Source organism: Pseudomonas sp. Pseusp88, from assembly GCF_047303955.1.
Classification (GTDB): Bacteria; Pseudomonadota; Gammaproteobacteria; order Pseudomonadales; family Pseudomonadaceae; genus Aquipseudomonas.
On record NZ_JBGLYM010000001.1, the window covers coordinates 200,123 to 223,588 of the forward strand.

The 23,466-nt window shown below is 60.3% G+C and carries 23 protein-coding genes; 15 read left to right on the plus strand and 8 right to left on the minus strand.

Annotated features, from left to right (window positions below; all coding sequences use genetic code 11):
- Nucleotides 1-21: 21 nt before the first annotated feature.
- The 8 genes from ACCD02_RS00955 (at nucleotide 22) to rsd (ending at nucleotide 7,575) form a co-directional block, all read left to right on the plus strand.
- Nucleotides 22-1,098 carry a sensor histidine kinase gene (locus ACCD02_RS00955; protein ID WP_413298065.1) on the plus strand — a complete coding sequence of 359 codons (1,077 nt, stop codon included), beginning with the start codon at nucleotides 22-24 and terminating at the stop codon, nucleotides 1,096-1,098.
- The gene (locus ACCD02_RS00960; protein ID WP_413298066.1) at nucleotides 1,095-1,841 is read left to right on the plus strand and encodes a LytR/AlgR family response regulator transcription factor; all 747 of its coding nucleotides are present in this window, start codon (nucleotides 1,095-1,097) and stop codon (nucleotides 1,839-1,841) included. The genes ACCD02_RS00955 and ACCD02_RS00960 overlap by 4 nt, the downstream gene beginning before the upstream one ends.
- A 138-nt stretch (nucleotides 1,842-1,979) precedes the next feature.
- Entirely contained in the window at nucleotides 1,980-2,921 is a 942-nt protein-coding gene (hemC, locus tag ACCD02_RS00965; protein WP_413298067.1) for a hydroxymethylbilane synthase, read from the plus strand.
- A complete protein-coding gene (locus tag ACCD02_RS00970; protein WP_413298068.1) occupies nucleotides 2,918-3,694 on the plus strand; it encodes a uroporphyrinogen-III synthase in 777 nt (258 codons plus the stop codon). The genes hemC and ACCD02_RS00970 overlap by 4 nt, the downstream gene beginning before the upstream one ends.
- Before the next feature lie 33 nt (nucleotides 3,695-3,727).
- Nucleotides 3,728-4,876: a uroporphyrinogen-III C-methyltransferase gene (locus ACCD02_RS00975; protein ID WP_413298069.1), complete on the plus strand. Its 1,149-nt coding sequence runs from the start codon at nucleotides 3,728-3,730 to the stop codon at nucleotides 4,874-4,876.
- Complete coding sequence (locus ACCD02_RS00980; protein ID WP_413298070.1) at nucleotides 4,873-6,120, plus strand: heme biosynthesis protein HemY; 1,248 nt, start codon at nucleotides 4,873-4,875, stop codon at nucleotides 6,118-6,120. Before ACCD02_RS00975 ends, ACCD02_RS00980 begins: the two co-directional genes overlap by 4 nt.
- A 293-nt stretch (nucleotides 6,121-6,413) precedes the next feature.
- Entirely contained in the window at nucleotides 6,414-6,929 is a 516-nt protein-coding gene (locus tag ACCD02_RS00985; RefSeq protein WP_413298071.1) for a disulfide bond formation protein B, read from the plus strand.
- Between the two features lie 184 nt (nucleotides 6,930-7,113).
- A complete protein-coding gene (gene rsd, locus ACCD02_RS00990; protein WP_413298072.1) occupies nucleotides 7,114-7,575 on the plus strand; it encodes a sigma D regulator in 462 nt (153 codons plus the stop codon).
- 69 nt (nucleotides 7,576-7,644) lie between these two features.
- Here rsd and ACCD02_RS00995 read toward each other — a convergent pair whose 3' ends face one another.
- Complete coding sequence (locus ACCD02_RS00995) at nucleotides 7,645-8,322, minus strand: FKBP-type peptidyl-prolyl cis-trans isomerase (protein ID WP_413298073.1); 678 nt, start codon at nucleotides 8,320-8,322, stop codon at nucleotides 7,645-7,647.
- Nucleotides 8,323-8,527: 205 nt separating this feature from the next.
- On the opposite strand from ACCD02_RS00995, the gene ACCD02_RS01000 reads away from it, so the two are divergent.
- Nucleotides 8,528-9,598, plus strand: a complete 1,071-nt coding sequence (locus ACCD02_RS01000) for an AlgP family protein (RefSeq protein WP_413298075.1) — start codon at nucleotides 8,528-8,530, stop codon at nucleotides 9,596-9,598.
- Nucleotides 9,599-9,601: 3 nt separating this feature from the next.
- Here the strand turns inward: ACCD02_RS01000 and ACCD02_RS01005 are convergent, their stop codons facing one another.
- Nucleotides 9,602-10,066 (minus strand): TIGR02444 family protein, encoded by a 465-nt coding sequence (locus ACCD02_RS01005; protein WP_413298076.1) that lies wholly within the window; start codon nucleotides 10,064-10,066, stop codon nucleotides 9,602-9,604.
- A 46-nt stretch (nucleotides 10,067-10,112) separates the two neighbouring features.
- On the opposite strand from ACCD02_RS01005, the gene ACCD02_RS01010 reads away from it, so the two are divergent.
- From ACCD02_RS01010 to ACCD02_RS01020, 3 genes are all read left to right on the plus strand, one after another.
- The gene (locus ACCD02_RS01010; protein WP_413298077.1) at nucleotides 10,113-12,026 is read left to right on the plus strand and encodes an ATP-binding cassette domain-containing protein; all 1,914 of its coding nucleotides are present in this window, start codon (nucleotides 10,113-10,115) and stop codon (nucleotides 12,024-12,026) included.
- Between the two features lie 13 nt (nucleotides 12,027-12,039).
- Nucleotides 12,040-12,630, plus strand: coding sequence for a mechanosensitive ion channel domain-containing protein (locus ACCD02_RS01015; protein WP_413298078.1), 591 nt, complete (start codon nucleotides 12,040-12,042; stop codon nucleotides 12,628-12,630).
- 91 nt (nucleotides 12,631-12,721) lie between these two features.
- Complete coding sequence (locus ACCD02_RS01020) at nucleotides 12,722-13,348, plus strand: LysE family transporter (protein WP_413298080.1); 627 nt, start codon at nucleotides 12,722-12,724, stop codon at nucleotides 13,346-13,348.
- Between the two features lie 165 nt (nucleotides 13,349-13,513).
- Here ACCD02_RS01020 and ACCD02_RS01025 read toward each other — a convergent pair whose 3' ends face one another.
- The 4 genes from ACCD02_RS01025 to ACCD02_RS01040 are packed head-to-tail and all read right to left on the minus strand — an operon-like array spanning nucleotide 13,514 to nucleotide 16,748.
- A complete protein-coding gene (locus tag ACCD02_RS01025; RefSeq protein ID WP_413298081.1) occupies nucleotides 13,514-14,257 on the minus strand; it encodes a penicillin-binding protein activator LpoB in 744 nt (247 codons plus the stop codon).
- A gap of 3 nt (nucleotides 14,258-14,260) precedes the next feature.
- Entirely contained in the window at nucleotides 14,261-14,851 is a 591-nt protein-coding gene (gene lpoB / locus ACCD02_RS01030; RefSeq protein WP_413298083.1) for a penicillin-binding protein activator LpoB, read from the minus strand.
- 38 nt (nucleotides 14,852-14,889) lie between these two features.
- Nucleotides 14,890-15,261, minus strand: coding sequence for a YcfL family protein (locus ACCD02_RS01035; RefSeq protein WP_413298085.1), 372 nt, complete (start codon nucleotides 15,259-15,261; stop codon nucleotides 14,890-14,892).
- Nucleotides 15,262-15,275: 14 nt separating this feature from the next.
- Nucleotides 15,276-16,748, minus strand: coding sequence for a COG3014 family protein (locus ACCD02_RS01040; protein ID WP_413298086.1), 1,473 nt, complete (start codon nucleotides 16,746-16,748; stop codon nucleotides 15,276-15,278).
- A 403-nt stretch (nucleotides 16,749-17,151) separates the two neighbouring features.
- On the opposite strand from ACCD02_RS01040, the gene ACCD02_RS01045 reads away from it, so the two are divergent.
- Entirely contained in the window at nucleotides 17,152-17,619 is a 468-nt protein-coding gene (locus ACCD02_RS01045; RefSeq protein WP_413298315.1) for a YaiI/YqxD family protein, read from the plus strand.
- A 150-nt stretch (nucleotides 17,620-17,769) separates the two neighbouring features.
- Here the strand turns inward: ACCD02_RS01045 and ACCD02_RS01050 are convergent, their stop codons facing one another.
- Nucleotides 17,770-18,414 (minus strand): DedA family protein, encoded by a 645-nt coding sequence (locus tag ACCD02_RS01050; RefSeq protein ID WP_413298087.1) that lies wholly within the window; start codon nucleotides 18,412-18,414, stop codon nucleotides 17,770-17,772.
- Between the two features lie 264 nt (nucleotides 18,415-18,678).
- Here ACCD02_RS01050 and hemB point away from each other — a divergent pair, with 264 nt between their 5' ends.
- Together hemB and ppk1 are read left to right on the plus strand one after the other, a co-directional pair.
- Complete coding sequence (gene hemB, locus ACCD02_RS01055; protein ID WP_413298088.1) at nucleotides 18,679-19,689, plus strand: porphobilinogen synthase; 1,011 nt, start codon at nucleotides 18,679-18,681, stop codon at nucleotides 19,687-19,689.
- Between the two features lie 17 nt (nucleotides 19,690-19,706).
- Nucleotides 19,707-21,929 carry a polyphosphate kinase 1 gene (ppk1, locus tag ACCD02_RS01060; RefSeq protein WP_413298089.1) on the plus strand — a complete coding sequence of 741 codons (2,223 nt, stop codon included), beginning with the start codon at nucleotides 19,707-19,709 and terminating at the stop codon, nucleotides 21,927-21,929.
- Here ppk1 and ppx read toward each other — a convergent pair.
- Nucleotides 21,916-23,418 (minus strand): exopolyphosphatase, encoded by a 1,503-nt coding sequence (ppx, locus tag ACCD02_RS01065; RefSeq protein ID WP_413298090.1) that lies wholly within the window; start codon nucleotides 23,416-23,418, stop codon nucleotides 21,916-21,918. The two genes, ppk1 and ppx, sit on opposite strands and share 14 nt — an antisense overlap.
- Between the last annotated feature and the right edge of the window lie 48 nt (nucleotides 23,419-23,466).

Genomic DNA, 23,466 nt, shown 5'->3' on the forward strand with positions numbered 1-23,466 from the left:
GCCAACGCCGAGACTGGCCCTATGCAAAACAACTGGCTGAAAGCCGACGTGAGCCCCGGCAAAGAGTTTTTCATCCCTGAACTGTGCCTGCCCCAGGCATTGCTGGTGCTCGTCGTCCTCGCCGAGCTGCTGGTCATGGTCCTGGTGCTGGTCGAACCCATGCACCCGGATTTCGACTGGGTGCGTCTGGCGTTGATTTCGCTGTTCGTGCAGTGGATTGTGCTGCTGTCCGCCGCTCTGCTGTGCGGCCTGCGCCCCTGGCTGGCGCGCCTGCCCACGGGAGTTGCCGGGACGCTGTGCTGCCTGCTGGTAGTGGGGATAACTCTGTTGTGCACGGCGGTGACCGATGTCTGTGAACTGGCGGGCCCTGCGTCGGCGGTGGGTATGGTCGAACGTTATATCCGTTATGCCTTGATCGCACTGATCATGTCCGCGCTTTTGCTACGCTACTTTTACCTGCAGAGTCAGTGGCGCAAGCAGCAGCAGGCTGAGCTGCGCGCCCGGCTCGAGTCATTGCAGGCGCGGATCCAGCCGCATTTTCTGTTCAACACGCTCAACAGCATTGCCAGTCTGGTGGCCAGTGACCCGGTCAAGGCCGAGCAGGCGGTACTCGATCTGTCGGATCTTTTCCGCGCCAGTCTGGCCCGTCCCGGCAACGTGGTGATGTGGCGCGATGAGCTGGAATTGGCAAAACGATATTTATCGATTGAGCAATATCGTCTTGGTGAGCGTCTACAGTTGGAGTGGGCGGTGAGTGCAATCCCGGAAGACTTGCCGATTCCACAGCTAACCTTGCAGCCACTACTGGAAAACGCTTTGATCTATGGCATCGCGCCGCGCGTCGAGGGCGGCGTGGTGAGAGTCCAGGCAGATTATGAGCGGGGAGAGTTCGTATTGTGTGTAAGCAATCCCTATGAAGATGTTGCCACGCGGCAGACTTCCAACGGTACTCAACAGGCCCTGGTAAATATTGGTGCTCGCATTACGGCACTTTTTGGCCCTCACGCCAGTCTGAGCGTGGAGCGCCGTGACGGTCGTCACTTCACCTGTCTACGCTATCCTTGTGCGAGACTCACGCAGGAAGCCAGAGCAATATGAATGTCCTGATCGTTGATGACGAACCCCTAGCCCGCGAACGACTTGAACGTATGGTCGGCAAAATCGAGGGCTACCGGGTCTTAGAACCCAGTGCTTCCAATGGCGAAGAAGCCTTGGCACTGATCGACAACCTCAAGCCGGATGTGGTTTTACTCGATATCCGCATGCCAGGCCTCGATGGCCTGCAGGTTGCGGCAAAACTGTGCGAGCGGGAAACACCGCCCGCCGTTGTTTTTTGTACCGCACACGATGAATTTGCCCTGGATGCATTTCAGGTCAGTGCTGTCGGCTATCTGGTGAAACCGGTACGTCCCGAAGACCTGCAGGAAGCCTTGAAAAAGGCTGAACGGCCCAATCGCGTGCAACTGGCGGCACTGACCCGCCCGGCTGCCGTGAGCGGCAATGGTCCGCGCAGTCATATCAGCGCGCGGACCCGCAAGGGCATAGAGCTGATCCCGCTGGACGACGTGATCTTTTTTATCGCCGACCATAAGTATGTGACCCTGCGTCACGACGGTGGCGAAGTGTTGCTGGATGAGCCACTCAAGGCGCTGGAGGACGAATTCGGTAATCGATTCGTGCGTATCCATCGTAATGCCTTGGTCTCCCGAGAGCGCATCGAGCGTATGCAGCGCACGCCGCTGGGGCATTTCCAGCTGTTCCTCAGGGGGCTCAATGGCGATGCCCTGATCGTCAGCCGGCGACATGTTGCGGGTGTGCGCAAGATGATGCAGCAACTGTAGTCCCGGCGCCGGGAACATCGTTGCGGCCGCTGAAACATTGACCGTGATCAGTAGGCGGCGGATGTTTAACGACAGCACTCAAGCCATTGGGTTTGAGCTGTTATCATCCGCCGCATCTATTCAGGTACGGATTGATCCATGTCCTCTCGCGAAATCCGCATTGCTACTCGCAAAAGCGCTTTGGCCCTCTGGCAGGCCGAATACGTCAAGGCTCGCCTTGAGCAGGCGCATCCAGGCCTGAGCGTGATCCTGGTGCCCATGGTCAGCCGGGGCGACAAGCTGCTCGACTCGCCACTGTCGAAAATCGGCGGCAAGGGCCTGTTCGTCAAAGAGCTGGAAACAGCCCTGCTGGAAAACCAGGCGGACATCGCCGTGCACTCGATGAAAGACGTGCCCATGGATTTCCCCGAAGGTCTTGGGCTGTTCTGCATCTGCGAACGCGAAGACCCTCGTGACGCCTTTGTCTCCAATACCTACACAAGCCTTGAGCAATTGCCGACGGGCAGTATCGTCGGCACCTCCAGCTTGCGTCGCCAGGCGCAGCTGCTGGCCCGGCGTCCCGACCTGAAGATTCATTTCCTGCGTGGCAACGTCAATACGCGTCTGGCCAAGCTCGATGCCGGTGAATATGACGCGATCATCCTGGCGGCGGCCGGACTGATCCGCCTGGGCTTCGAAGACCGCATCACCTCGGCGATCAGTATCGACGACAGCCTGCCCGCCGGTGGCCAAGGCGCGGTCGGTATCGAATGCCGCAGTGGCGATCTGGATATCCATGAACTGCTCAAACCCCTGCACCATCAGGAAACCGCCCTGCGCGTGCGGGCCGAGCGCGCCATGAATAAGCACCTCAATGGCGGCTGCCAGGTACCCATTGCCTGCTATGCAGTCTTGCAAGGCGAGCAAATCTGGTTGCGCGGCCTGGTCGGCGATCCGGCTGGCAGTCTGTTGCTTAATGCTGATGCCCACGGCCCGCAGACCGAACCCGAAGCCCTCGGTGTACAAGTCGCCGAAGCCTTGCTGGACCAGGGCGCGCAGGCAATCCTGCAAGCCGTCTATGGCGAGGCAGGGCAAGAGTGACAGGTTGGCGCCTGTTACTGACCCGCCCAGCTGAAGAATCTGCGGCGCTCTCCCAGCTATTGGCCGACGCCGGAATTTTCAGCAGCAGCCTGCCGCTGCTGGAAACCCAGCCATTGGAAATCACCGATGTTCAGCGTGGGCCGATTCTCGAACTGCATCGCTATTGCGCCGTCATCGTCGTCAGCAAACCTGCAGCCCGCGCAGGCATCGAGTTGCTGGACGAATGGTGGCCGCAGCCGCCCATCCAACCATGGTTCAGCGTCGGCGCCAGCACCGGTCAACTGTTGCGCGACTATGGACTGGACGTCGCCTGGCCACAGCAAGGTGACGACAGCGAAGCCCTGTTGGACCTCCCTGCCTTTCAGAGCGCCCTGAACATTCCCGGCGCACGGGTTCTGATCCTGCGTGGCGAGGACGGCAGAGAGATGTTGGCCGAGCGCTTGCGCGAACAGGGTGTTAGTGTCGATTATCTGCCGCTGTACCGCCGCTTTCTCCCGGATTACCCTGCGTCAACCCTACCCCGGAGGGTATTTGAGGAACGCCTGAACGGGCTGGTGGTCAGCAGTGGGCAGGGTTTTGCACACTTGCGGCAGTTGGCAGGAGAAAGCTGGGCCGAACTGGCCAGGCTGCCCTTGTTCGCACCGAGCCCCCGGGTTGCCGAATTGGCGCATAGCGCCGGGGCTTTAACAGTTGTGGATTGTCGCGGCGCGAACGCCGCGGCCTTGCTGGCGGCGTTGCGGGCTCATCCCGCACCCGCTGATCAGGCGTATTGAACTGACATACGCCCCCATGCAAAGGATGGATACGTGAGCGAAACAATCTTGCCCAAAGATAATGCAGAGCCGGTGCTGACAACTTCCGCACCTGCGCCCGATGCAATCCGCCCGCAACGTACGAGCGGCCGCGGCAATGGTTTGGCCCTGCTTGCTTTGCTGTTTGGCGCCGCAGGTATCGCAGTCGCTGGCTGGGGCGTGTTGCAACTGCGCACGCTGCAGTCAAGCCACGTCCAGCAACATAGCCAGATGGAAGATATCGTTGCCCAGACCCAGGCGCTCTCCCAGAGCGAGCAGCAAATGTCTGCGCGACTGGCGCAGTTGCCGGCCGCCAGCGAACTGGAAGACCGACGCCGACTGGTCACCCAGTTGCAGGGCGATCAGCAACGCCTGAACCAGCGCCTGGAAACCGTCCTCGGTGCCAGCCGCAAGGATTGGCGCCTGGCCGAAGCCGAGCATTTGCTGCGCCTGGCCAGCCTGCGCCTTTCCGCTCTGCAGGACATAAACAGCGCCCAGGCGCTGGTCCAGGGTGCCGACGAAATTCTGCGCGAACAGGATGACCCCGGTGCGTTCGCCGCACGCGAGCAACTGGCCAAGAGCCTCGCCGCCTTGCGCAGCATTGATCAGCCGGACCGCACCGGCCTGTTCCTGCAACTGGCCGCCCTGCGCGATCAAGTCGCTCAGCTCAACGAGCTTGCCCCCGAGTACGTCGACAAGGGCGAGTCTCTGTTCGGCCTGACCACCGGCAAGGAACAGGACAACTATTGGGCCCAATGGTGGAATGACCTTTCCCATTACGTGCGGATCGATTTCAGCGCCGACAAGAGCGTGCGTCCGCTGCTGGCCGGGCAGAGCCTGAGCCAGGTGCGCCTGGCCCTGAGCCTGGCGCTGGAGCAGGCGCAATGGGCAGCCCTCAACGGCGAGCCCAAGGTCTACAGCCAGGCCCTGGTTGAAGCCAAGAACGTCCTGCAGGGCAGCTTCAACCCCGACAATCCGCAAAGCAAGAGTCTCAACGAGCGCCTCGACGAACTGGCCAAGCAACCGGTGGCCGTGATGACCCCGGACCTGACCCAGAGCCTCAGCTCGGTCCAGGCCTACCTCAATCGACGCCATGCTCCGGCTGAAGACCTGGTGCGCAAAGGCGGCCAGCCTGACCAGACGCATCAGGAGACCAGCCCATGAAGCGGACCTACCTGCTGCTGTTCGCAGCCATCCTGATTGCAGCGCTGATCGGCGTCGCCATTTCGGAGCACTCCGGCTACGTGCTGATCGCGTACCAGAACTTCCGCTATGAATCGAGCCTGTGGGCCACCCTGGCACTGTTAGCCGTGATCTGGCTGGTGGTAGTGCTGATTCGCGCCCTGGTGAGATTGGTGACCACTTCCGGCGGCCTGGTTAACCCGTGGTCGCGCCGTCATCGCAGCCGTCGCGCCCAGGTCGCCATTGCACAGGGCCAGATGGACCTGGCCGAAGGCCGCTGGGCCAGCGCCCAACGTCACCTGCATCGCGCCGCAGAAGCCGAACGCCAACCATTGCTGTATTACCTCGGTGCCGCCCGTGCCGCCAACGAGCAGGGCCGCTACGAAGAAAGCGACAACCTGCTCGAGCGCGCCCTGGAGCGTCAGCCACAGGCCGAGCTGGCAATTGCGCTGAGTCATGCCCAGTTGCAGCAAGACCGCGGCGAGATCGACGGCGCCCTGGCGACGCTTGAAGCCATGCGCGAGCGTCATCCCCACAACGCCCAGGTGCTGCGTCATTTGCAACGTCTCTATCAGCAACGTGGTGACTGGCCGGCCTTGATTCGCATGATGCCGGAGCTGCGCAAGGACAAGATCCTGCCTCCTCAGGAGCTGGCCGAACTGGAGCGCCGAGCATGGGGCGAAAACCTCAGCCTCGCCGCCTACCGCGAGAACGACGGTGAGGACGGCCTGACCGGCTTGCCGTCACTGGACAAGGCCTGGCAGCAACTGACCTCGGCCCAACGCCAGGAACCACCGCTGGTGCTGGCCTACGCTGAACAATTGCGCCGCCTTGGCGCCGATGCCCAGGCCGAAGAGGTCCTGCGTACCGCCCTCAAGCGCGAGTACAGCAGCCATTTGGCCCGCCTGTACGGCCTGGTGCATGGCGCCGAGCCGACCAGGCAACTGCAAATGGCCGAAGGGTTGCTCAAGCAGCACGCCAACGACCCGAGCCTGCTGCTGACACTCGGCCGTCTTTGCCTGCAAAACAGCTTATGGGGCAAGGCACGGGACTACCTGGAAAGCAGCCTGCGCGAACAACGCAGCCCCGAAGCCTGCGCTGAACTGGCCCGCCTGCTGGCCCAACTGGGCGAGACCGAACGCAGTAACCAGTTGTTCCAGGAAGGTCTCGGCCTGCTTGACGAGCGCTTCCTGTCACGGCCTTTGCCGGCATTGGCCAGGGTTTGAACGTAACCCAAGATTTCAAATGCGCGTTGTAGGATTGGCTTTAGCTTCAAGGAAGCGCTCCTGGCTGAAGCCGTTCCCACGGCGTGGTTTCGCGGCGTGGCCATGCAGACTTTGTAGGAATATTCTCGATTTTTTTATTTTTCGGGATTATTCCTGCATCCAGAAGTAAAAAATCGCACTTACCAGTCCGCAAACCCCCATCGGATCAAGGAAATATCCCTACCTACGCGCCTTGAAAGGGCTACGGGCTTTCCTCTACCGTAACTGCCTTCGTTTTTTGTTACGGATCTGCCATGTCTCTGGGCCACCTGCGCTTCCTGTTCCTCCTGGCGTTCACCGCATGTGCATCGATCCTTGGCGCAGCCATTTACCTGCAACAGGCCTTCTTCCTTGAGCTCTGTGTGCTGTGCTTACTGCAACGGCTGATCATGCTTGTCTGCGCGCTTCTCTGCCTGTGCGTTGCAGTCCACGGTCCCGGCGTGGTTGCCGGACGCTGGTACAGCGCGCTGCTCGTGCTGGCGACGCTGAGCGGAGGTACTGCGGCAGGTACCCAAGTCTGGCTGCAGACCGCCTCGATGGACGTCCTGGTGCCACTCATGGCGGTGCTTGAACGCATTCTCTACGCACTTCAACTGTTCCACGAAATCGATCCGCTACGAGCCAAAATGCTCATGTGTGCCGAGGTCAACTGGTCACTGTTCGGCTTCAGTATTCCCGAGTGGAGTCTGCTGGCGTTCTGCGCTGTCGGTCTGTTCGCGCTATGGGCGCTGTGCCGGGGCTGGCGGCAGTTTCCAACCGTTGAGGATTAAACACTTGTATGAACTTTCTCTCCTGCGTACCTTGAAGGGGTTGTCATGCGGGCATAATCTGGGCCGCATGAATCACTGGAACAATGTCGCATCTGCTGCGTTATCAGGCCCCTCTCATCTGGAGAGTTGATTCTTGTCTTGAGGCCGGCGCAGAGCGCATACCCATAAGGGAAGAGAGAAGATCATGCTGGAAAGTTGTCGGAATGCTCAGGAACGCTGGGGTGGTGTCCACCTTCTGATCGATCGTTGGCTGCAGGACCGCGCCAAGTTGATCGAGACCTACGACGAGTTGGGCGCAGAAGCGATGGATCGAGCGCAATTGCTGAAGCTCTGTCAGGCTTTGCTCGATTACGTTTCGGCCGGGCACTTCGAAATTTACGAGCAGCTCAACAGCGAAGCCAAGGCTTTCAATGATGAACGCGGCCTTGAATTGGCTAAAACCATTTACCCGCGCATTGAAGCCCTGACCGAATCCGCTCTGGCTTTCAATGATCATTGCGACAAGGGTGATTGCTCGGATAGCGCGAAGGTTGCAGAGAAGCTCAAAAAACTTGGCAGCCAACTGCACGAACGCTTCGAACTGGAAGACTGCCTGATCGAAGTGCTGCATAACGCCCATCAAGAGCAAAACATGGCTCAGGCCTGATTGCGCTGATGCAGTGTTGACCAAGGGGTGCTCAAGGCGCCCCTTTTTCATGTCTGACGCAAAGTTTTTTTACTGCGAGACGGCCAACAGTTCGATTTCAAAAACCAGCGGGGTGTACGGGTCGATCAAATCGCCTGCACCTTCTGCGCCGTAGGCTTGCGCCGACGGAATTACCAGACGCCACTTCGCTCCGACCGGCATGCTTTCAAGGGCCGTGGTCCAGCCGCTGATCACGCTGTCGACACGAAACCATTGCGGCTGGCTGCTCTGATCGAAGACCGTGCCATCGGGCAGATGCCCCACGTAATTGACCTGGACCCGGCTGTTGATCGTAGGCTTGGCCCCGGTGCCGGCCTTGAGCTCCGTCATCAGGACGCCGTCGGCCAGTTCCTTGACTCCGGGCTTGGCTTTTTCCGCGTCCATGAACTTGCGCTCCACCGCCAGGGCGGCTTCGCTCTGCGGCTCGGGATCACCGCTTGCCTCGGCCTGTGCCACGGCAGCGTCATGATCGGCCAGGATCTGGTCCATGCGCTCTTTCTTCAGCGCCAGCGGTTTGCCTTTGTAGGCCTGCTGCAAACCATCGACCAGCGCCTTGAGATCAAGATCCGGTACCTCCTGGTGCAGGCGCTCACCGAGGCTGGCCCCCAGGCTGTAGGCGAGGTCGTGGGCATCGGTGGAAGGTTCTGGCTCAGCGGCTTGAGCCAGCGGCAGCAAGAGGAACAAAGACGATAACAGGTAGCGCGACATACATGCTCTCCGACCCGGGAAGGCAGCGATTATGCCAGTGCGAGCGCATGTATGTGATGAAGTTACAAAGGAATTTCAGCACAGCCATCCAACTCAGTTACGGCCCCGTGCAACAAGGTGCAAAGGATGCTGTCAACATGCCCTAGCGGCGCTGGATACAGAGGGCTAGTATGGGCCGCAATTTCAGTCAGTCAGGAGGTAAACCATGTCGGCCAAGAAGAAGACCGTAAACACGCCGTTGCATTTGCTCCAACAACTATCGGGCAGCTTGCTCGAGCATCTCGAAAGCGCCTGTTCGCAAGCTCTGACTGATGCAGAAAAACTGCTCGCCAAGCTGGAAAAACAACGCGTCAAAGCGCAGGAAAAACTGCACAAGTCGCGCACCAAGCTGCAAACCGCCGCCACCGCCGGCAAGGCCAAGGCGCAAGAGAAAGCCAAGAGCGGCGTTGCCGAACTCGAAGGCCTGCTCGATGCCCTCAAAGATCGCCAGACCGAAACCCGCGCCTACATCCTGCAACTCAAACGCGACGCTCAGGAAAGCCTGAAGCTGGCCCAGGGTGTTGGCCGCGTCAAAGAAGCCGTTGGCAAGCTGCTGATCGATCGCGCTGCCAAGCCTGCCGCTAAACCAGCCGCCAAAGCTGTTGCTGCCAAGGCACCGGTTGCCGCCAAAGCTCCAGCCAAGGCCCCGGCCAAAGCAACTGGCAACGCTGCCACCACCAAAGCTGCACCTGCTGCCAAACCGGTTGCTGCTAAACCGGCCGCCAAGCCGGTTGCTAAAACCGCCGCTGCAAAACCGGCCGCTGCCAAACCCGCTACCAAGCCAGCCGCTGCAAAGCCGGCTGCCAAACCCGCAGCTAAACCGGCCGCGACCAAGGCTGCAGCCGCGAAAGCTCCGGCTGCCGCTGCAAAACCCGCCACTGCTGCGAAAGCACCGGTAAAAGCGGCTGCCAAACCTGCTGCAACCAAAGCGCCTGCCAAACCAGCAGCGGCCAAACCAGCCGCTAAACCTGCTGCCAAGCCAGTCGCTGCAAAACCGGCCGCCAAGCCTGCCGCTAAACCAGCAGCAGCCAAGCCTGCTGCAACGGCCGCAGCTAAACCCGCTGCCAAGCCTGCCGCTAAACCAGCCGCCGCCAAACCTGCTGCCAAGCCTGCCGCTGCAAAGCCGGCAACTCCAGCGACTCCGGCCTCTACTGCAACAGCAGCTCCCGCTGCACCGGTTGCACCAGCATCACCAGCAGCACCTGCTACCAGCTCGACAACGCCAAGCGCTTCCTAAGCGTCACGCCTGGTCCGCCGCGACGCGCAACGCTGTTAGCGCGTCGCGGCTCAGACCTTGCGCCTCACCCGCCAGCACCTTCAGCCATTGACGTTCGCCCTGGGCGATGTGCGTCGGCCATGCCTGCACAAGCTTTTCCAGACGCCTCAGCAACTCCCGCTCGGCCTTCAATTCCAGTGCCTTGATCTCGTCACGCATGCCGCTCAGGATCGCATCACTGCCCGCTGCTGCACGCCATTGCGTGCGCAAGTGACGCAGGGGCTGAATGACTTCTTCGTCCCACGGCACGGTCAATTCGACAATCTGCCGCGCTCGCGAGGCCTGCCAGGCCACGCCGCGCTTATCCAGCCAGACACCCAGCAGCAGCAGGCAGACATTGGCGCCGCTGGCCTGCAAGTCCAGACAGGCCTGCTCGATTCCCGGTCGGGCGTAGAAATCGAGGGTGAAACTCCACAGGTCAGAAGGCATAGTGATCCACTTGTTCGAGACGAAGCTGGTAGACTCCGCCGCCATTATGATTCGACTTCAAAGCCTTACCTTACAGCGTGGTCCGCAACGTCTGCTAGAAGACGCCGAGCTGACCCTGCACGCCGGCCAGAAAGCCGGCCTGATCGGTGCCAATGGCGCCGGTAAATCCAGCCTGTTCGCCCTGCTGCGGGGTGAACTGACCCCCGATGGCGGCGATTGCCTGCTGCCTGCCGACTGGCGCATCGCCCATATGCGTCAGGAGGTCGACACCCTCGAGCGCCTGGCGGTGGACTATGTCCTCGATGGCGATCTGCGCCTGCGTCAGGTGCAGCGTGAGCTGGCCGCAGCCGAAGCGTCCCAGGACGGCGCCGCTCAGGCACGCATGCATGCCGAGCTGGACAGCGCCGACGGCTATACCGCCGATGCCCGGGCTCGTAAGCTGCTGGCCGGCCTTGGCTTCACCAACGAACAAATGGAACGCCAAGTCGGAGATTTCTCCGGTGGCTGGCGGATGCGTCTGAATCTGGCGCAGGCCCTGATGTGCCCATCGGACCTGCTGCTGCTCGACGAACCAACCAACCACTTGGACCTGGACGCCATTCTCTGGCTCGAAGACTGGCTCAAGAGCTACCCCGGCACACTGCTGCTGATTTCCCACGACCGGGATTTCCTCGACGCGGTGGTCGATCACGTCGCCCATGTCGAACAGCGCAAGATCACCCTTTATCGCGGCGGCTACAGCGCCTTCGAGCGCGCCCGCGCCGAACGCCTGGCCCAGCAGCAACAAGCTTACGAGAAGCAGCAGGCCCAACGCGCGCACATGGAGAAATTCATTACGCGCTTCAAGGCCCAGGCCACCAAGGCCAAGCAGGCCCAGAGCCGGATCAAGGCCCTGGAACGCATGGAGGAGCTGTCGGCGGCTCATGTCGACTCACCGTTCGACTTTACCTTCCGCGAGTCCGACAAGATCTCCAGCCCCTTGCTGGACCTGTCCGACGCGCGCCTTGGGTATGGTGACAAAACCATCCTGGAGAAGGTCAAGCTGCAGCTCACCCCCGGTGCGCGCATCGGTTTGCTGGGGCCCAACGGTGCTGGTAAATCGACCCTGATCAAGAACCTGGCCGGTGAGCTGGAGCCCCTGAGCGGTCGTCTGGCTCGTGGTGAAAACACCGTTGTCGGTTACTTCGCCCAGCATCAGCTCGACTCACTCGACGCCAAGGCCAGCCCGCTGCTGCATCTGCAACGCATCGCGCCGACCGAACGCGAACAGACCCTGCGCGACTTCCTCGGCGGCTTCGACTTCCGTGGCGCGCGCCTGGATGAACCGGTGCTGAATTTCTCCGGCGGCGAAAAAGCCCGTCTGGCCCTGGCATTGATTGCCTGGGACAAACCCAACCTGTTGCTGCTCGACGAACCGACCAACCACCTGGATCTGGAAATGCGCCTGGCCTTGACCATGGCCCTCCAGGAATTCAGTGGCGCGGTACTGGTGGTTTCCCACGATCGTCATCTGCTCAAGAGCACTACCGACGACTTCCTGTTGGTCGCCGACGGCCGCGTCCAGGAGTTCGACGGCGATCTGGAAGATTATGCGCGCTGGCTCGCTGACTACCGCCTGCGCAACGCCCCGGCCAGCAATACGCCGGTCAACGCCGACAAGACTGATAAAAAGGCCCAGCGCCAGCAGGCTGCCGCCTTGCGTCAGCAACTCGCGCCGCACAAGCGCGAAGCCGACAAGCTGGAACGGGACCTGGGCACCCTGCACGAGAAGCTGGCCAAGGTCGAAGCGGCTTTGGGCGACAGTGATATTTACGAGGCGGCGAACAAGGACAAGCTGCGCGACATGCTCGCCGAGCAGGCCAGGCTGAAGGTTCGTGAAGGCGAGCTGGAAGAGGCGTGGATGGAGGCTCTGGAGCTGCTGGAATCGATGCAGGCCGAGCTGGAAGCCCTGTCGTCGTGATTCAGGAGTTGTAATGGAGTTTTTCGGTGTAATGTTGCCCGCCCACTGGATCGAACCGATCTGGCTGGGCCTGCAAATCCTGCTGATCCTGCTGGCCGGTTACCTGGCGCAGCGGCTGGTAGCGCGCTTCCTCAACAATCTGGGCGAACGCTACCCCTTGCCACCTGAACTGCTGATCCCAGTGCGCGGCGGTTTGCGTTGGCTGATCATGGGCAGTGCCTTCGTTATCGTCCTGGGACGGCTCGGGGTCTCCGCCACGGTACTGTGGACGGCTCTGTCGGGCTTTGTCGCCGTCGCGGCAGTCGCGTTCTTCGCCATGTGGAGCGTGCTGTCCAATCTGCTGTGTGCGGTGCTGATCTTCACCATCGGGCCGTTCCGCATCGGCGATGTCGTGGAGCTGGTCGACACGCTCGATAAACCGGGCGTCAAAGGCCGGGTCACAGCGATCAACCTGATGTTCACCACCCTGATCGAGCCACCGGAAAACGGCGGGGCACTGGTGCAGGTACCCAACAGCCAGTTCTTCCAGAAGTCGGTGCGTCGCTGGCGCGGCAGTGATGCCATGCCCCTGACCTCACTGATCGACAAGCCGCAGGATTCGTAAGCTACGCCCCCACAGAACCCATAGAAATCGATGGTCATTTTTTGCAACACCTATTAGCTTAACGATTACTCCGTTCTGCCTGAGGTGTGTGATGTCACTTGAAACGTGGCTGGCGTTTTTTGCCGCTTGTTGGGTTATCAGCCTGTCACCTGGCGCGGGCGCCATTGCGTCCATGTCCAGCGGTCTGCAATACGGCTTCTGGCGCGGCTATTGGAATGCCCTGGGCCTGCAATTGGCGCTGGTCCTGCAAATCGCGATCATTGCTGCCGGCCTTGGCGCGGTGCTGGCGACTTCGGCCACCGCATTCACCCTGATTAAATGGTTCGGCGTGGCTTACCTGGTCTACCTGGGCGTCAAGCAATGGCGAGCGCTGCCCAGCGACCTCACCGACGACGCTACGCCGCGCCCCATTGGCAAGCCGTTGAGCCTGGTATTTCGTGGTTTTCTGGTCAACATCAGCAACCCCAAGGCCCTGGTGTTCATGCTGGCGATCCTGCCGCAGTTCATCGATCCCAACGCGCCGCTGCTGACGCAGTACCTGATCATCGGCGCAACCATGGTGGCCGTGGACCTGACCGTGATGGCGGGCTATACCGGGCTGGCGTCGAAGGTATTGCGCGCTCTGAAGACGCCGAAGCAGCAGCGCCGCATGAACCGCACTTTTGCCGGGCTGTTTGTCAGCGCGGCGGCGTTTCTGGCGACTTTGCATCGGGCTTGATATAGGGAGAGGGGATGTTGGAGCGAGTTACAGAGGCGATTGTGGGAGCGAATTCATTCGCGAAGGCTGACTTATAGACGGTACAAGTACGTCGAATGTACTAGCCTCTTCGCGAATGAATTCGCTCCCACAGGATTCACTCTACATAACCAAGCCAAGCGAGACTCAACGCAGAATGCGTGGTGCCTCATCAGGCGGCAGGTTGTTGCGTTGCATCGGCTGCGGCTGATCGTACGGTACCTCACCGCGCAGTTGCAGGCGCAGCTGGCCTGCCACGTCTTCACCGATCGACTTCGATACATCACGCACCACACGCCCGCGATTGAGCGAGACATGCACGTCGCGACCATTGACCAGTTTGGTGTCCTGGCCTTCGCCCGTTGCCGTGAAGGCAGAGGTAATCTCGAAGGTACGGGTGTTGATCAGGCTGAAGTCTGCAACCAGCGTCAGGCTCAGGATGGCCGAGTAGCTGTCGGTATTGGCCAGCTCGTTCATGTCCTGATTGAAGTCGATATCCGACACCGTGCCGAACAGCACATAGTCGGCGCCTTTGAAGTTGCCATTCTTGATGCGCTTGATGACGTCGTAGACGTCTTCGGTGGACTTGGCCGTGTAAGGCGTGCCCTGGACCAGCTGAAACATCCCGGTGCGCAGGATCTCGCCCTTGATGTCACCGGTAAATTTGCGCAGTTCGCCCTGCTCGATATAGCTGCTGCGCTCCTCGTACTCGTTGTAGCTGCCCGAGGCGCTGGCGCTGTAGCGGTTGGCTTGCATATTGGTCTGGGCAGACACCGTGTGGATGTATTGCTCCACACGCTGCTGGAACGCCAGGTCCGCTACGGCGACCTTGGGCGCGGCCTGCACGCCAAAGGCGCACATCAGGCCGAGGATACCGATCCATGCACGCATTGATTAACGCTCCGTGGTTTTGCGGATTTCTTTCTCGTCCATCCACTCAGCAATGCCGCTCTCGACGTCGATCAGTTGCAGGCTGAATTTGTAGAAGACGTCCTTGTAGTCGCTGCTGCGCTTGACGATGGAGCTGATGGAGCCTTCCAGACGGTATTTGGCCGCCTGCATGTTGCCGGTCTTGCTGACCGTGGATTTCTTGTACAGGCCGCTCTGGTTTTGCAGCTTGAGCTGGTCGACCTGGCTTTGCATGTCAGTATTGTCGCTGGCGAAGCGGGCGGTGCCGGTCTTCATCAGCTGGGTCTTGATCGACGTGGTGATTTCGCGGGTATCGATGTACTCGCTGGTCTTGTTCTTCACGTCGTAGACCTGTACCACCGGACGGCCTTGCAACACACCGGACTGGGCCAGGGAGCGGGTCATGCTCTCGGCGATCATCTGCAGGTCGGTGGAGCCGAACTCGTTGGTGACAGTCTCTACAGCCTTGGTATCACCGTAGCTGATGTTCTTGCTGCCCAGGGTCGGGGAGTTGTTAACGCAACCGGTAGCCAGCAGGGCGACAGCGGCAATAGAGCAGAGGCGGATAGACAACATATGCGGTTTCTCTTGAACTGATCGAAAGGGAAGACGGATCAAGGGGTTTTAACTTCAAGGCGGAAGTCAGTGGCCTTTGGCAGCGGCGCGATGGCGGACAGGAAGCTGGTCTGGGACCCGTACAGCGTCACGCTCTTCCAGCTGTCCTCATCGCCCACCGGGAAGCCGTCGTTGCCCAGCCAGGCAAAGCGATAAAACATGCTTTTGTTACGGAAGCTGGTGTTGTGCAGCTCGACCTTCACGGTCAGGAAGCCGTTTTCCCGAGCGACGCGCATTGCGCCGACTTCGATGTTATCCATGCTGCCCAGCGAGACCACTTTGCTGGCTGCGCTGCCCGGTGCGGGCGGCGGCGGGGTGGCGCATCCGGCGAGCAGGGCCAAGGCCAGCGCGCCAAGCATCTTCATACGCATGCGGGTGTCTCCGTTCAAGGTTGTTTGCTAGCCACGGCTTGCGGCAGGGTCGATGGCACGACCTGGGCCATCAGGCCATCGGCGTAGACCTGATTACTGACGGCCCGCAGGGCCACGACCTGATAAGGACGGTCGATCCTGACCTTGACGTGGGTGCCACCGGTGACGGATGGCAACACGACATCGTGCTCGCCCGGCTTCAAGCGCAAGCGTACGACCTGAGTCGTGTCCGGCAGGGTGCGCCAGGTACGGGTATCGGCACCTTCGACGATGGCCGAGGTAATGCCCATGGCCAGGCCCGCGAGGGGGTTGACGTCGTTCAGCTGTTTCTGTGCCACACCGCGGCTGATTGCGCGCACCGTGGTACGCACGATGATGCCCGGCATATCGTCACGCAGGGCACGACGTGACATGTCCGTGGTGCTGTTGAGCAGGGTCAGGTTGACCGGCGCGCCGTTGACGACGATTTGCGAAAAGCGCTGGGTCGATGTATCGGGCTTGATCACCGGGAACGACAGGGCAGTAATTACGATGTTGTTGGCAATCGGCAACGGCAACGGGATACGCACCGAATCACGGGCCGGGGCAAAGCCGCTCTGCACGACGATCAACACGTCGCTGGTGCCTTCAGTGCCTGGCGCCGCTTCGACGACGGACTTGCTCTCCTTGCTGCCTTTCTTGCCCTTGCTGGCTTTGCCGGCGGTGACTTTGCTGCCACCGTCATCCAGGTCCAGCAGGGCCTGATCGAGCAGAGGCGTGTTCGGACGCAGTTCGGCTGCCTGACGATAGCCCGGTGCCGCGAGGTCTTTTTCACCCAGGGCTTCGTAGACGAAGCCGGACAGGTAGTGGCTGAACGCACTCTGGTAGCTGTTCTTGAGGCCGACGACTTCCGGAGCGTCCAGAGACGCGACCGGATAGCCCTTGAGATCCTTGAACTGGGTAGTCACACCCTTTTCACGGGCCTCGTCTTCGCTCTTGAGGTATTCCTTGTCGCGCAGATCGGCGATAACGGCTTCGCGCTCGTGGGTCTTCTTGATCTCGGTACGGGCGCCATCGAAGTCATTCTGGGCCAGCAGGTTCAGGGCCATCTGGGTGGTCAGCATGACTTTCTCGTAGTCATAGCCTTCGTAGCGGCGAACCTTGTCGTTGACCAGATAGCTGCCAAACTGGGCCACGTACTTGTCGGTATCGAACTTGACCGACTCTTCCCACTTGAACACCACATCATCAGCCGAGCGCCAGGCCGTCTGGCTGCCGGTCAGGTCACCCTTGGCGCGCAGAATCTCGCCCTTTTCGAAGTAATAGAGAAGGTCCTTGTCAGCGCCAGTGTTGTTCTTTTCCAGGGTCAGCAGGGCGCCATCGACGTTCCCGCCCGACAATTGCTGGTTGGTTTCCTTCAGCTCGGTGTCATAACTGCGAAATGCGGAGCAGCCAGCCAACTGCAGGGAGACAATCAGAGCGGCCACGGTCAGGACACGAGAGGACATGATGCGTTCAATCCTTAGAGAGTCATGACGGGCCGATTGAGAGGCCATCATGCAAGTCCATTTGCCCCGGTAATAAAATCGGGTCGAATTACCCGCAAAGCAGAGCGGTCGCGGCGCTTGCAGGAAGGCGGCGATTATAAACAGCCATATCGTGAAAACAATGGCCTTTTCAACCCCATTTGCCAGCATGTGAATGACATCACAGCCCTTTCGACGAGCGGCATTGAACCTTTTACACCCTCATTTCAGGTAATAAATATGTATATCCACCTTGAGCGATGCGGCCAGCAGGTGAACAATGCGGCACCTCCACAACCTTGCTCGAGTCTTTAATGCCATTGCGTTGCGCCTCCATGTTCTGCTTTGCGCCGATGCTTTGCCTGTGCAGGCAACCGGCATGAACATGCGCGTCTGGATCGATGCCGATGCCTGCCCCAAGGCCGCCAAGGAGCAGGTGGTCAAATTTGCCCTCAAACGTAAATTCGAAGTGGTCCTGGTAGCGGGCCAGGGCCAGATCAAACCGGCCTTCAGTTGTGTGAAATTGATCGTGGTCCCGGCGGGACCGGATGCGGCCGACGATTACCTGGTAGAGCAGGCGGTACCCGGCGAACTGGTGATTTGCAGTGATGTGCCTCTGGCGGATCGTCTGATCAAGAAAGGCGTGGCCGCGCTCGACCCGCGCGGCAAGGAGTTCGACCCACAGAACATGGGCGAACGCCTGGCGGTGCGTAATCTGTTTACCGACTTGCGTGAACAAGGCCAGATGGGGGGAGGCCAGGGGCCTTATGGCGAGCGGGAAAGGCAGGCGTTTGCCAATGCCCTGGACCGGATACTGACGCGATTGGCGACCGCCTCAGCCAAACCTTCATGACTTGAAATGGAATGGAATCTTGTGGGAGCTGGTTTGCTGGCGATGGCGGCATCGACTGACCGACCGCATTACCAGCAAGCCGGCTACACACATTGAGGCCATTCGCAGCCTTCGGCAGCTCCTACAGATTGTGTAGAGCCACCACGTGGCTCACTCGTCGGCCGTTTTCTTGACCTCGACCGGCACTTCCACCGCCACCGGCTGAACACTGGCCTCTGCGGCTTCTGCTGCCTTGATACGCGCAGCACGGGCATTCTTGATGCGCCGACGCAGCCACAGGGCCAGGCCGAGCAGCAGCAGGCCGCCCAGGACCCACAGCTCGTACTTCTTGACGTTGCCCAACAGGCCCTCAAGCACGGCGCCGAAGTGATAGGCCGCCGCAGCCAGTGCCGCCGCCCAGATCGCCGCACCGATGCCGTTGAGCAACAGGTAGCGGCCCGGCGGGTAGCCGGACAGGCCAATCGCCACCGGCATTACCGTGCGCAGGCCATAGACGAAGCGAAAGCTCAGGACCCAGATATCCGGATGTTTGCGGATATGCTCGAGTGCCCGATCGCCCATGAGTTGCCAGCGCGGCTTGCGCGCGAGCAGTTTGCGGCCATGTCTGCGCCCCATGAAATACCAGAGCTGGTCACCGGCATAGCTTCCGAAGAACGCCACCACCACGACCACGTAGATATCCATGTAACCCCGGAACGCAAGGAATCCGGCAAGAACCAATATGGTCTCGCCTTCAAAGAAGGTGCCGAGAAAGAGGGCAAAGTAACCAAATTCCTGCAAGAAATGTTGGAGCATTTTCTGGGTGCTGGCGAAATGAACGCGCAGCCTAACCCGCCAGTGTCATTGAGGAAAGTGTGGAGATGTGTCTCGACGTTAAAGTTTGTGACGAAGACAATGCCCACAGCCTCTGAACATTATGTTTACAGGTCCTGCGACACTCGTCTGGACCGCATGGCTGCGGCCTCGAGTCGCAGCCTGAGTCAGACTGTCACACATTAGTCATAATGGCGGCTTATAACTGTCGCGCTTGCCCGCGTATGCGGGCTCAGGAGTCTCGCCGTGAGCTTTACCCCCGCAAACCGCCTGTTTCCTCTCACTCGCCTGCGTCGTAACCGCCGCGACGATTTTTCCCGCCGACTGGTCCGTGAGAATGTTCTGACCGTCGACGATCTGATTCTTCCCGTTTTTGTACTCGATGGTGAAAACCAGCGCGAAAGCATTGCCTCGATGCCCGGCGTCGAACGCCTGAGTATCGATCTGTTGCTCAAGGAAGCCGAAGCCTGGGTCGCCCTGGGTATTCCGGCACTGGCCCTGTTCCCGGTCACACCGCCCGAGAAGAAATCCCTCGACGCCGCCGAAGCCTGGAACCCGGACGGCATCGCCCAGCGCGCCACCCGCGCCCTGCGTGAACGCTTCCCGGAGCTGGGCGTGATCACCGACGTTGCCCTCGACCCGTTCACCACACACGGTCAGGACGGCATCCTCGACGACAGCGGCTATGTGCAGAACGACATCACTGTCGATGCCCTGGTCAAGCAGGCACTGTCCCACGCTGAAGCCGGTGCCCAGGTCGTTGCGCCCTCGGACATGATGGACGGTCGCATCCAGGCCATCCGTGAAGCCCTGGAGCACGCCGGTCACGTCAATGTGCGGATCATGGCCTATTCGGCCAAGTACGCCAGCGCCTACTACGGTCCGTTCCGCGATGCGGTCGGCTCGGCATTGAATCTGGGCAAGGCCAACAAGGCCTCTTATCAGATGGACCCGGGCAACAGCAACGAAGCCCTGCACGAAGTGGCGGCTGACCTGGCGGAAGGTGCTGACATGGTCATGGTCAAGCCGGGCATGCCTTACCTGGATATCCTTTTCCGGGTCAAGGATGAATTCAAGGTGCCGACTTTTGTCTATCAAGTCAGTGGCGAGTATGCGATGCACATGGCCGCGATTCAGAACGGCTGGCTGAGCGAAGGGGTGATTCTCGAATCCCTTACCGCTTTCAAACGCGCAGGAGCTGATGGCATTCTGACCTACTTTGCCGTCCGCGCTGCTCAACTGTTGAAAGGGCAATAGTCCCTACAGGAATATCCATGAATACCGAAGGACTCACCCAGGCCGCTGTCGAAGCAAAAGTCGAAGTCGACGCTCAGGAAGCTTTGCCAGTGGTCGAGCCAAGCATCGAGGTCATTCCTGCCATCGAGCCGCCTGTTGTGGCCGCTCCGGCAGTCGTGAGCCTCAATATCGACGACAGCAGCCTCTACATTCATCGCGAGCTGTCCCAGCTGCAGTTCAACATTCGCGTGTTGGAACAGGCACTGGATGAGTCGTATCCACTACTGGAGCGCTTGAAGTTCCTGCTGATCTTCTCCAGCAACCTGGATGAGTTCTTCGAAATTCGTGTCGCCGGTCTCAAGAAGCAGATCACCTTCGCCCGCGAACAGGCGGGCGCTGACGGCCTGCAGCCGCATCAGGCACTGGCCCGTATCAGCGAATTGGTCCACGGTCATGTTGACCGTCAATACGCGATCCTCAACGACATTCTCCTGCCCGAGCTGGAGAAGCATCAGATTCGCTTCATACGTCGCCGTCACTGGACGGTGAAGCTCAAGACCTGGGTGCGCCGCTATTTCCGCGACGAAATCGCGCCGATCATCACGCCCATCGGCCTTGACCCGACACACCCGTTCCCATTGCTGGTGAACAAGAGCCTGAACTTCATCGTCGAACTGGAGGGCATCGACGCCTTCGGTCGCGATTCAGGCCTGGCGATCATCCCGGCCCCGCGCCTGCTGCCGCGCATCATCAAGGTGCCGGAAGACGTCGGCGGTCCTGGCGACAACTATGTATTCCTGTCGTCGATGATCCACGCCCACGCCGATGACTTGTTCCAGGGCATGAAGGTCAAGGGCTGCTATCAGTTCCGCCTGACCCGTAACGCCGACCTGGCGCTGGACTCCGAAGACGTCGAAGACCTGGCCCGCGCCTTGCGCGGCGAGCTGTTCTCCCGCCGTTACGGCGATGCGGTGCGCCTGGAAGTAGCCGATACCTGCCCGAAACAGCTGTCGGATTACCTGCTCAAGCAGTTCAACCTGTCCGAGACCGAGCTGTATCAGGTCAATGGCCCGGTCAACCTGACCCGCCTGTTCAGCATCACCGGCCTGGACAGCCACCCGGAACTGCAATATCCGCCGTTCACCCCGGCAATCCCCAAGCTGTTGCAGAACAGCGACAATATTTTCAACGTGATCAAGAAGCAGGACATCCTGTTGCTCCATCCGTTTGAATCGTTCACCCCGGTGGTCGACCTGCTGCGTCAGGCCGCCAAGGATCCGCACGTACTGGCTGTACGCCAGACCCTGTATCGCAGCGGCGCCAACTCGGAAATCGTTGACGCGCTGGTCGATGCCGCGCGCAACGGCAAGGAAGTCACCGCGGTGATCGAGCTGCGCGCGCGCTTCGATGAAGAATCCAACCTGCAACTGGCCAGCCGCCTGCAGGCAGCGGGTGCGGTAGTGATCTATGGTGTGGTGGGCTTCAAGACCCACGCCAAGATGATGCTGATCCTGCGCCGCGAAGCGGGCGAAATCGTTCGCTACGCGCACTTGGGCACCGGTAACTATCACGCCGGCAACGCGCGCCTGTACACCGACTACAGCTTGCTGACTTCGGACGACGCCCTGTGCGAAGACCTGGGCAAGCTGTTCACCCAACTGATCGGCATGGGTAAAACCCTGCGCATGAAGAAGTTGCTGCACGCCCCCTTCACCTTGAAGAAAGGCATGCTCGACATGATCGCCCGGGAGACTCAGTTCGCTCTCGAGGGCAAACCGGCCCACATCATCGCCAAGTTCAACTCACTGACCGATCCGAAGATCATCCGTGCGCTGTACAAGGCCAGTCAGTCGGGCGTGCGTATCGATCTGGTGGTGCGCGGCATGTGCTGCCTGCGTCCAGGCATCGCCGGGGTCTCGCACAATATTCATGTGCGTTCGATCATCGGCCGCTTCCTGGAACATACCCGGGTGTTCTACTTCCTCAACGGCGGCGAAGAGCAGATGTTCCTCTCCAGTGCCGACTGGATGGAACGCAACCTCGACAAGCGCGTCGAGACCTGCTTCCCGGTCGAGGGCAAGAAACTGATTCTGCGGGTCAAGAAGGAGCTGGAAAGCTATCTGACGGACAACACCCACAGCTGGATTCTGCACTCAGACGGCCGCTACACCCGCAGCACGCCAACCGGCAACCAGAACCCGCGCAGCGCCCAGGCCACTCTCCTCGAGCGCCTGAGCATCCCCGTCCTCAGCGTACAGTGAGGACGATGCCGACTCGGGTCAGCCACTCCGCTTCCAGCGCGAAGTCGGCCTGAGTCAGCTGGTTGTTTTCCAGCCAGCCATCCGGGAATTGAATGTCCAGCTGATTGTCGTTGGCGTTCAATACCGGCTGGGGCATTTCCTGAGTCCCGCGGATGTGGTGGAACAGGATGGCAAAGCGCAGCAGCACGCACAGGCGAATCAGCTTGATGCCTTCATCGCCGAACTCGGCAAACTTGTCCTTGGGAATGTTGCGCCGGTGGCCACGCACCAGCAGGGCCAGCATTTGCTGGTCTTCGCGGGAGAAACCGGCCAGGTCCGAGTGCTCGATCAGGTAGGCGCCGTGCTTGTGATAGTGATAGTGGGCGATGTCCAGCCCCACTTCGTGCACCTTGGCGGCCCAGCTCAGTAGCTCGCGATACAGATCGTCTTCCAGACCCCAGGCACCGGCAACCTGCTCCAGCGCCAGCAGCGCCTTGCGCTCGACACGGGCGGCCTGCTCCATATCGACGTGGTAACGCTCCATCAACGAAGTCAGGGTGCGCTCACGCACGTCTTCGTGATGATGGCGGCCCAGCAGGTCATAGAGCACGCCTTCACGCAGGGCACCCTCGCAGTGGTCCATGCGTTGCAGTTCCAGGGCATCGAAGATGGCTTCGAGAATCGCCAGGCCCGCCGGGAAGATCGAGCGGCGGTCAGGCTTGATACCGTCGAAGTCGATCTTGTCGACATCGCCCAACTTGAAAATCTTGCGCTTGAGCCAGGCCAGGCCTTCGGCATTGACCTCGCCCGAACCATGGCCGTTGGCCTTGAGGGCCAGGCCGATGGCGCGAATGGTGCCCGAAGAACCGATGGCCTCATCCCACTTCAAGCGATGCAGCGCGTGCTCAATACTCATGATCTCCAGGCGCGCCGCCGTGTAGGCCTGGGCGTAGCGGGCCGGGGTGATCTTGCCGTCCTTGAAGTAACGCTGAGTGAAGCTGACACAGCCCATTTGCAGGCTTTCGCGCAGCAACGGCTCAAAGCGCTGGCCAATGATGAATTCCGTACTGCCACCGCCGATATCCGCGACCAAACGTTTGCCGGGGGTATCGGCCAGGGTATGGGACACGCCAAGGTAAATCAGACGCGCTTCTTCGCGCCCGGAGATGACTTCGACAGGGTGACCGAGGATTTCTTCAGCGCGACGAATGAACTCGCCACGATTGCGGGCTTCACGCAGGGCGTTGGTACCGACGATACGCACAGCGCCCAGGGGCATGCCGTTGATCAGTTGGGCAAAGCGCTTGAGGCAGTCCAGGCCGCGCTGCATGGATTCCTCGCTGAGGCGACGCTCGTCATCGATGCCCGCAGCCAGCTGAACCTTCTCGCCAAGGCGCTCCAAAATGCGGATTTCCCCGAGATTGGCTTTGGCAACAACCATATGGAAGCTGTTCGAACCCAGGTCGATAGCGGCAATCAGGGAAAGATTCTTGGCGGTGGAATTCGGCATAGTCAGCAAATCTCGGTCGATAACCGCGCCATCCTGCCATGATCCATG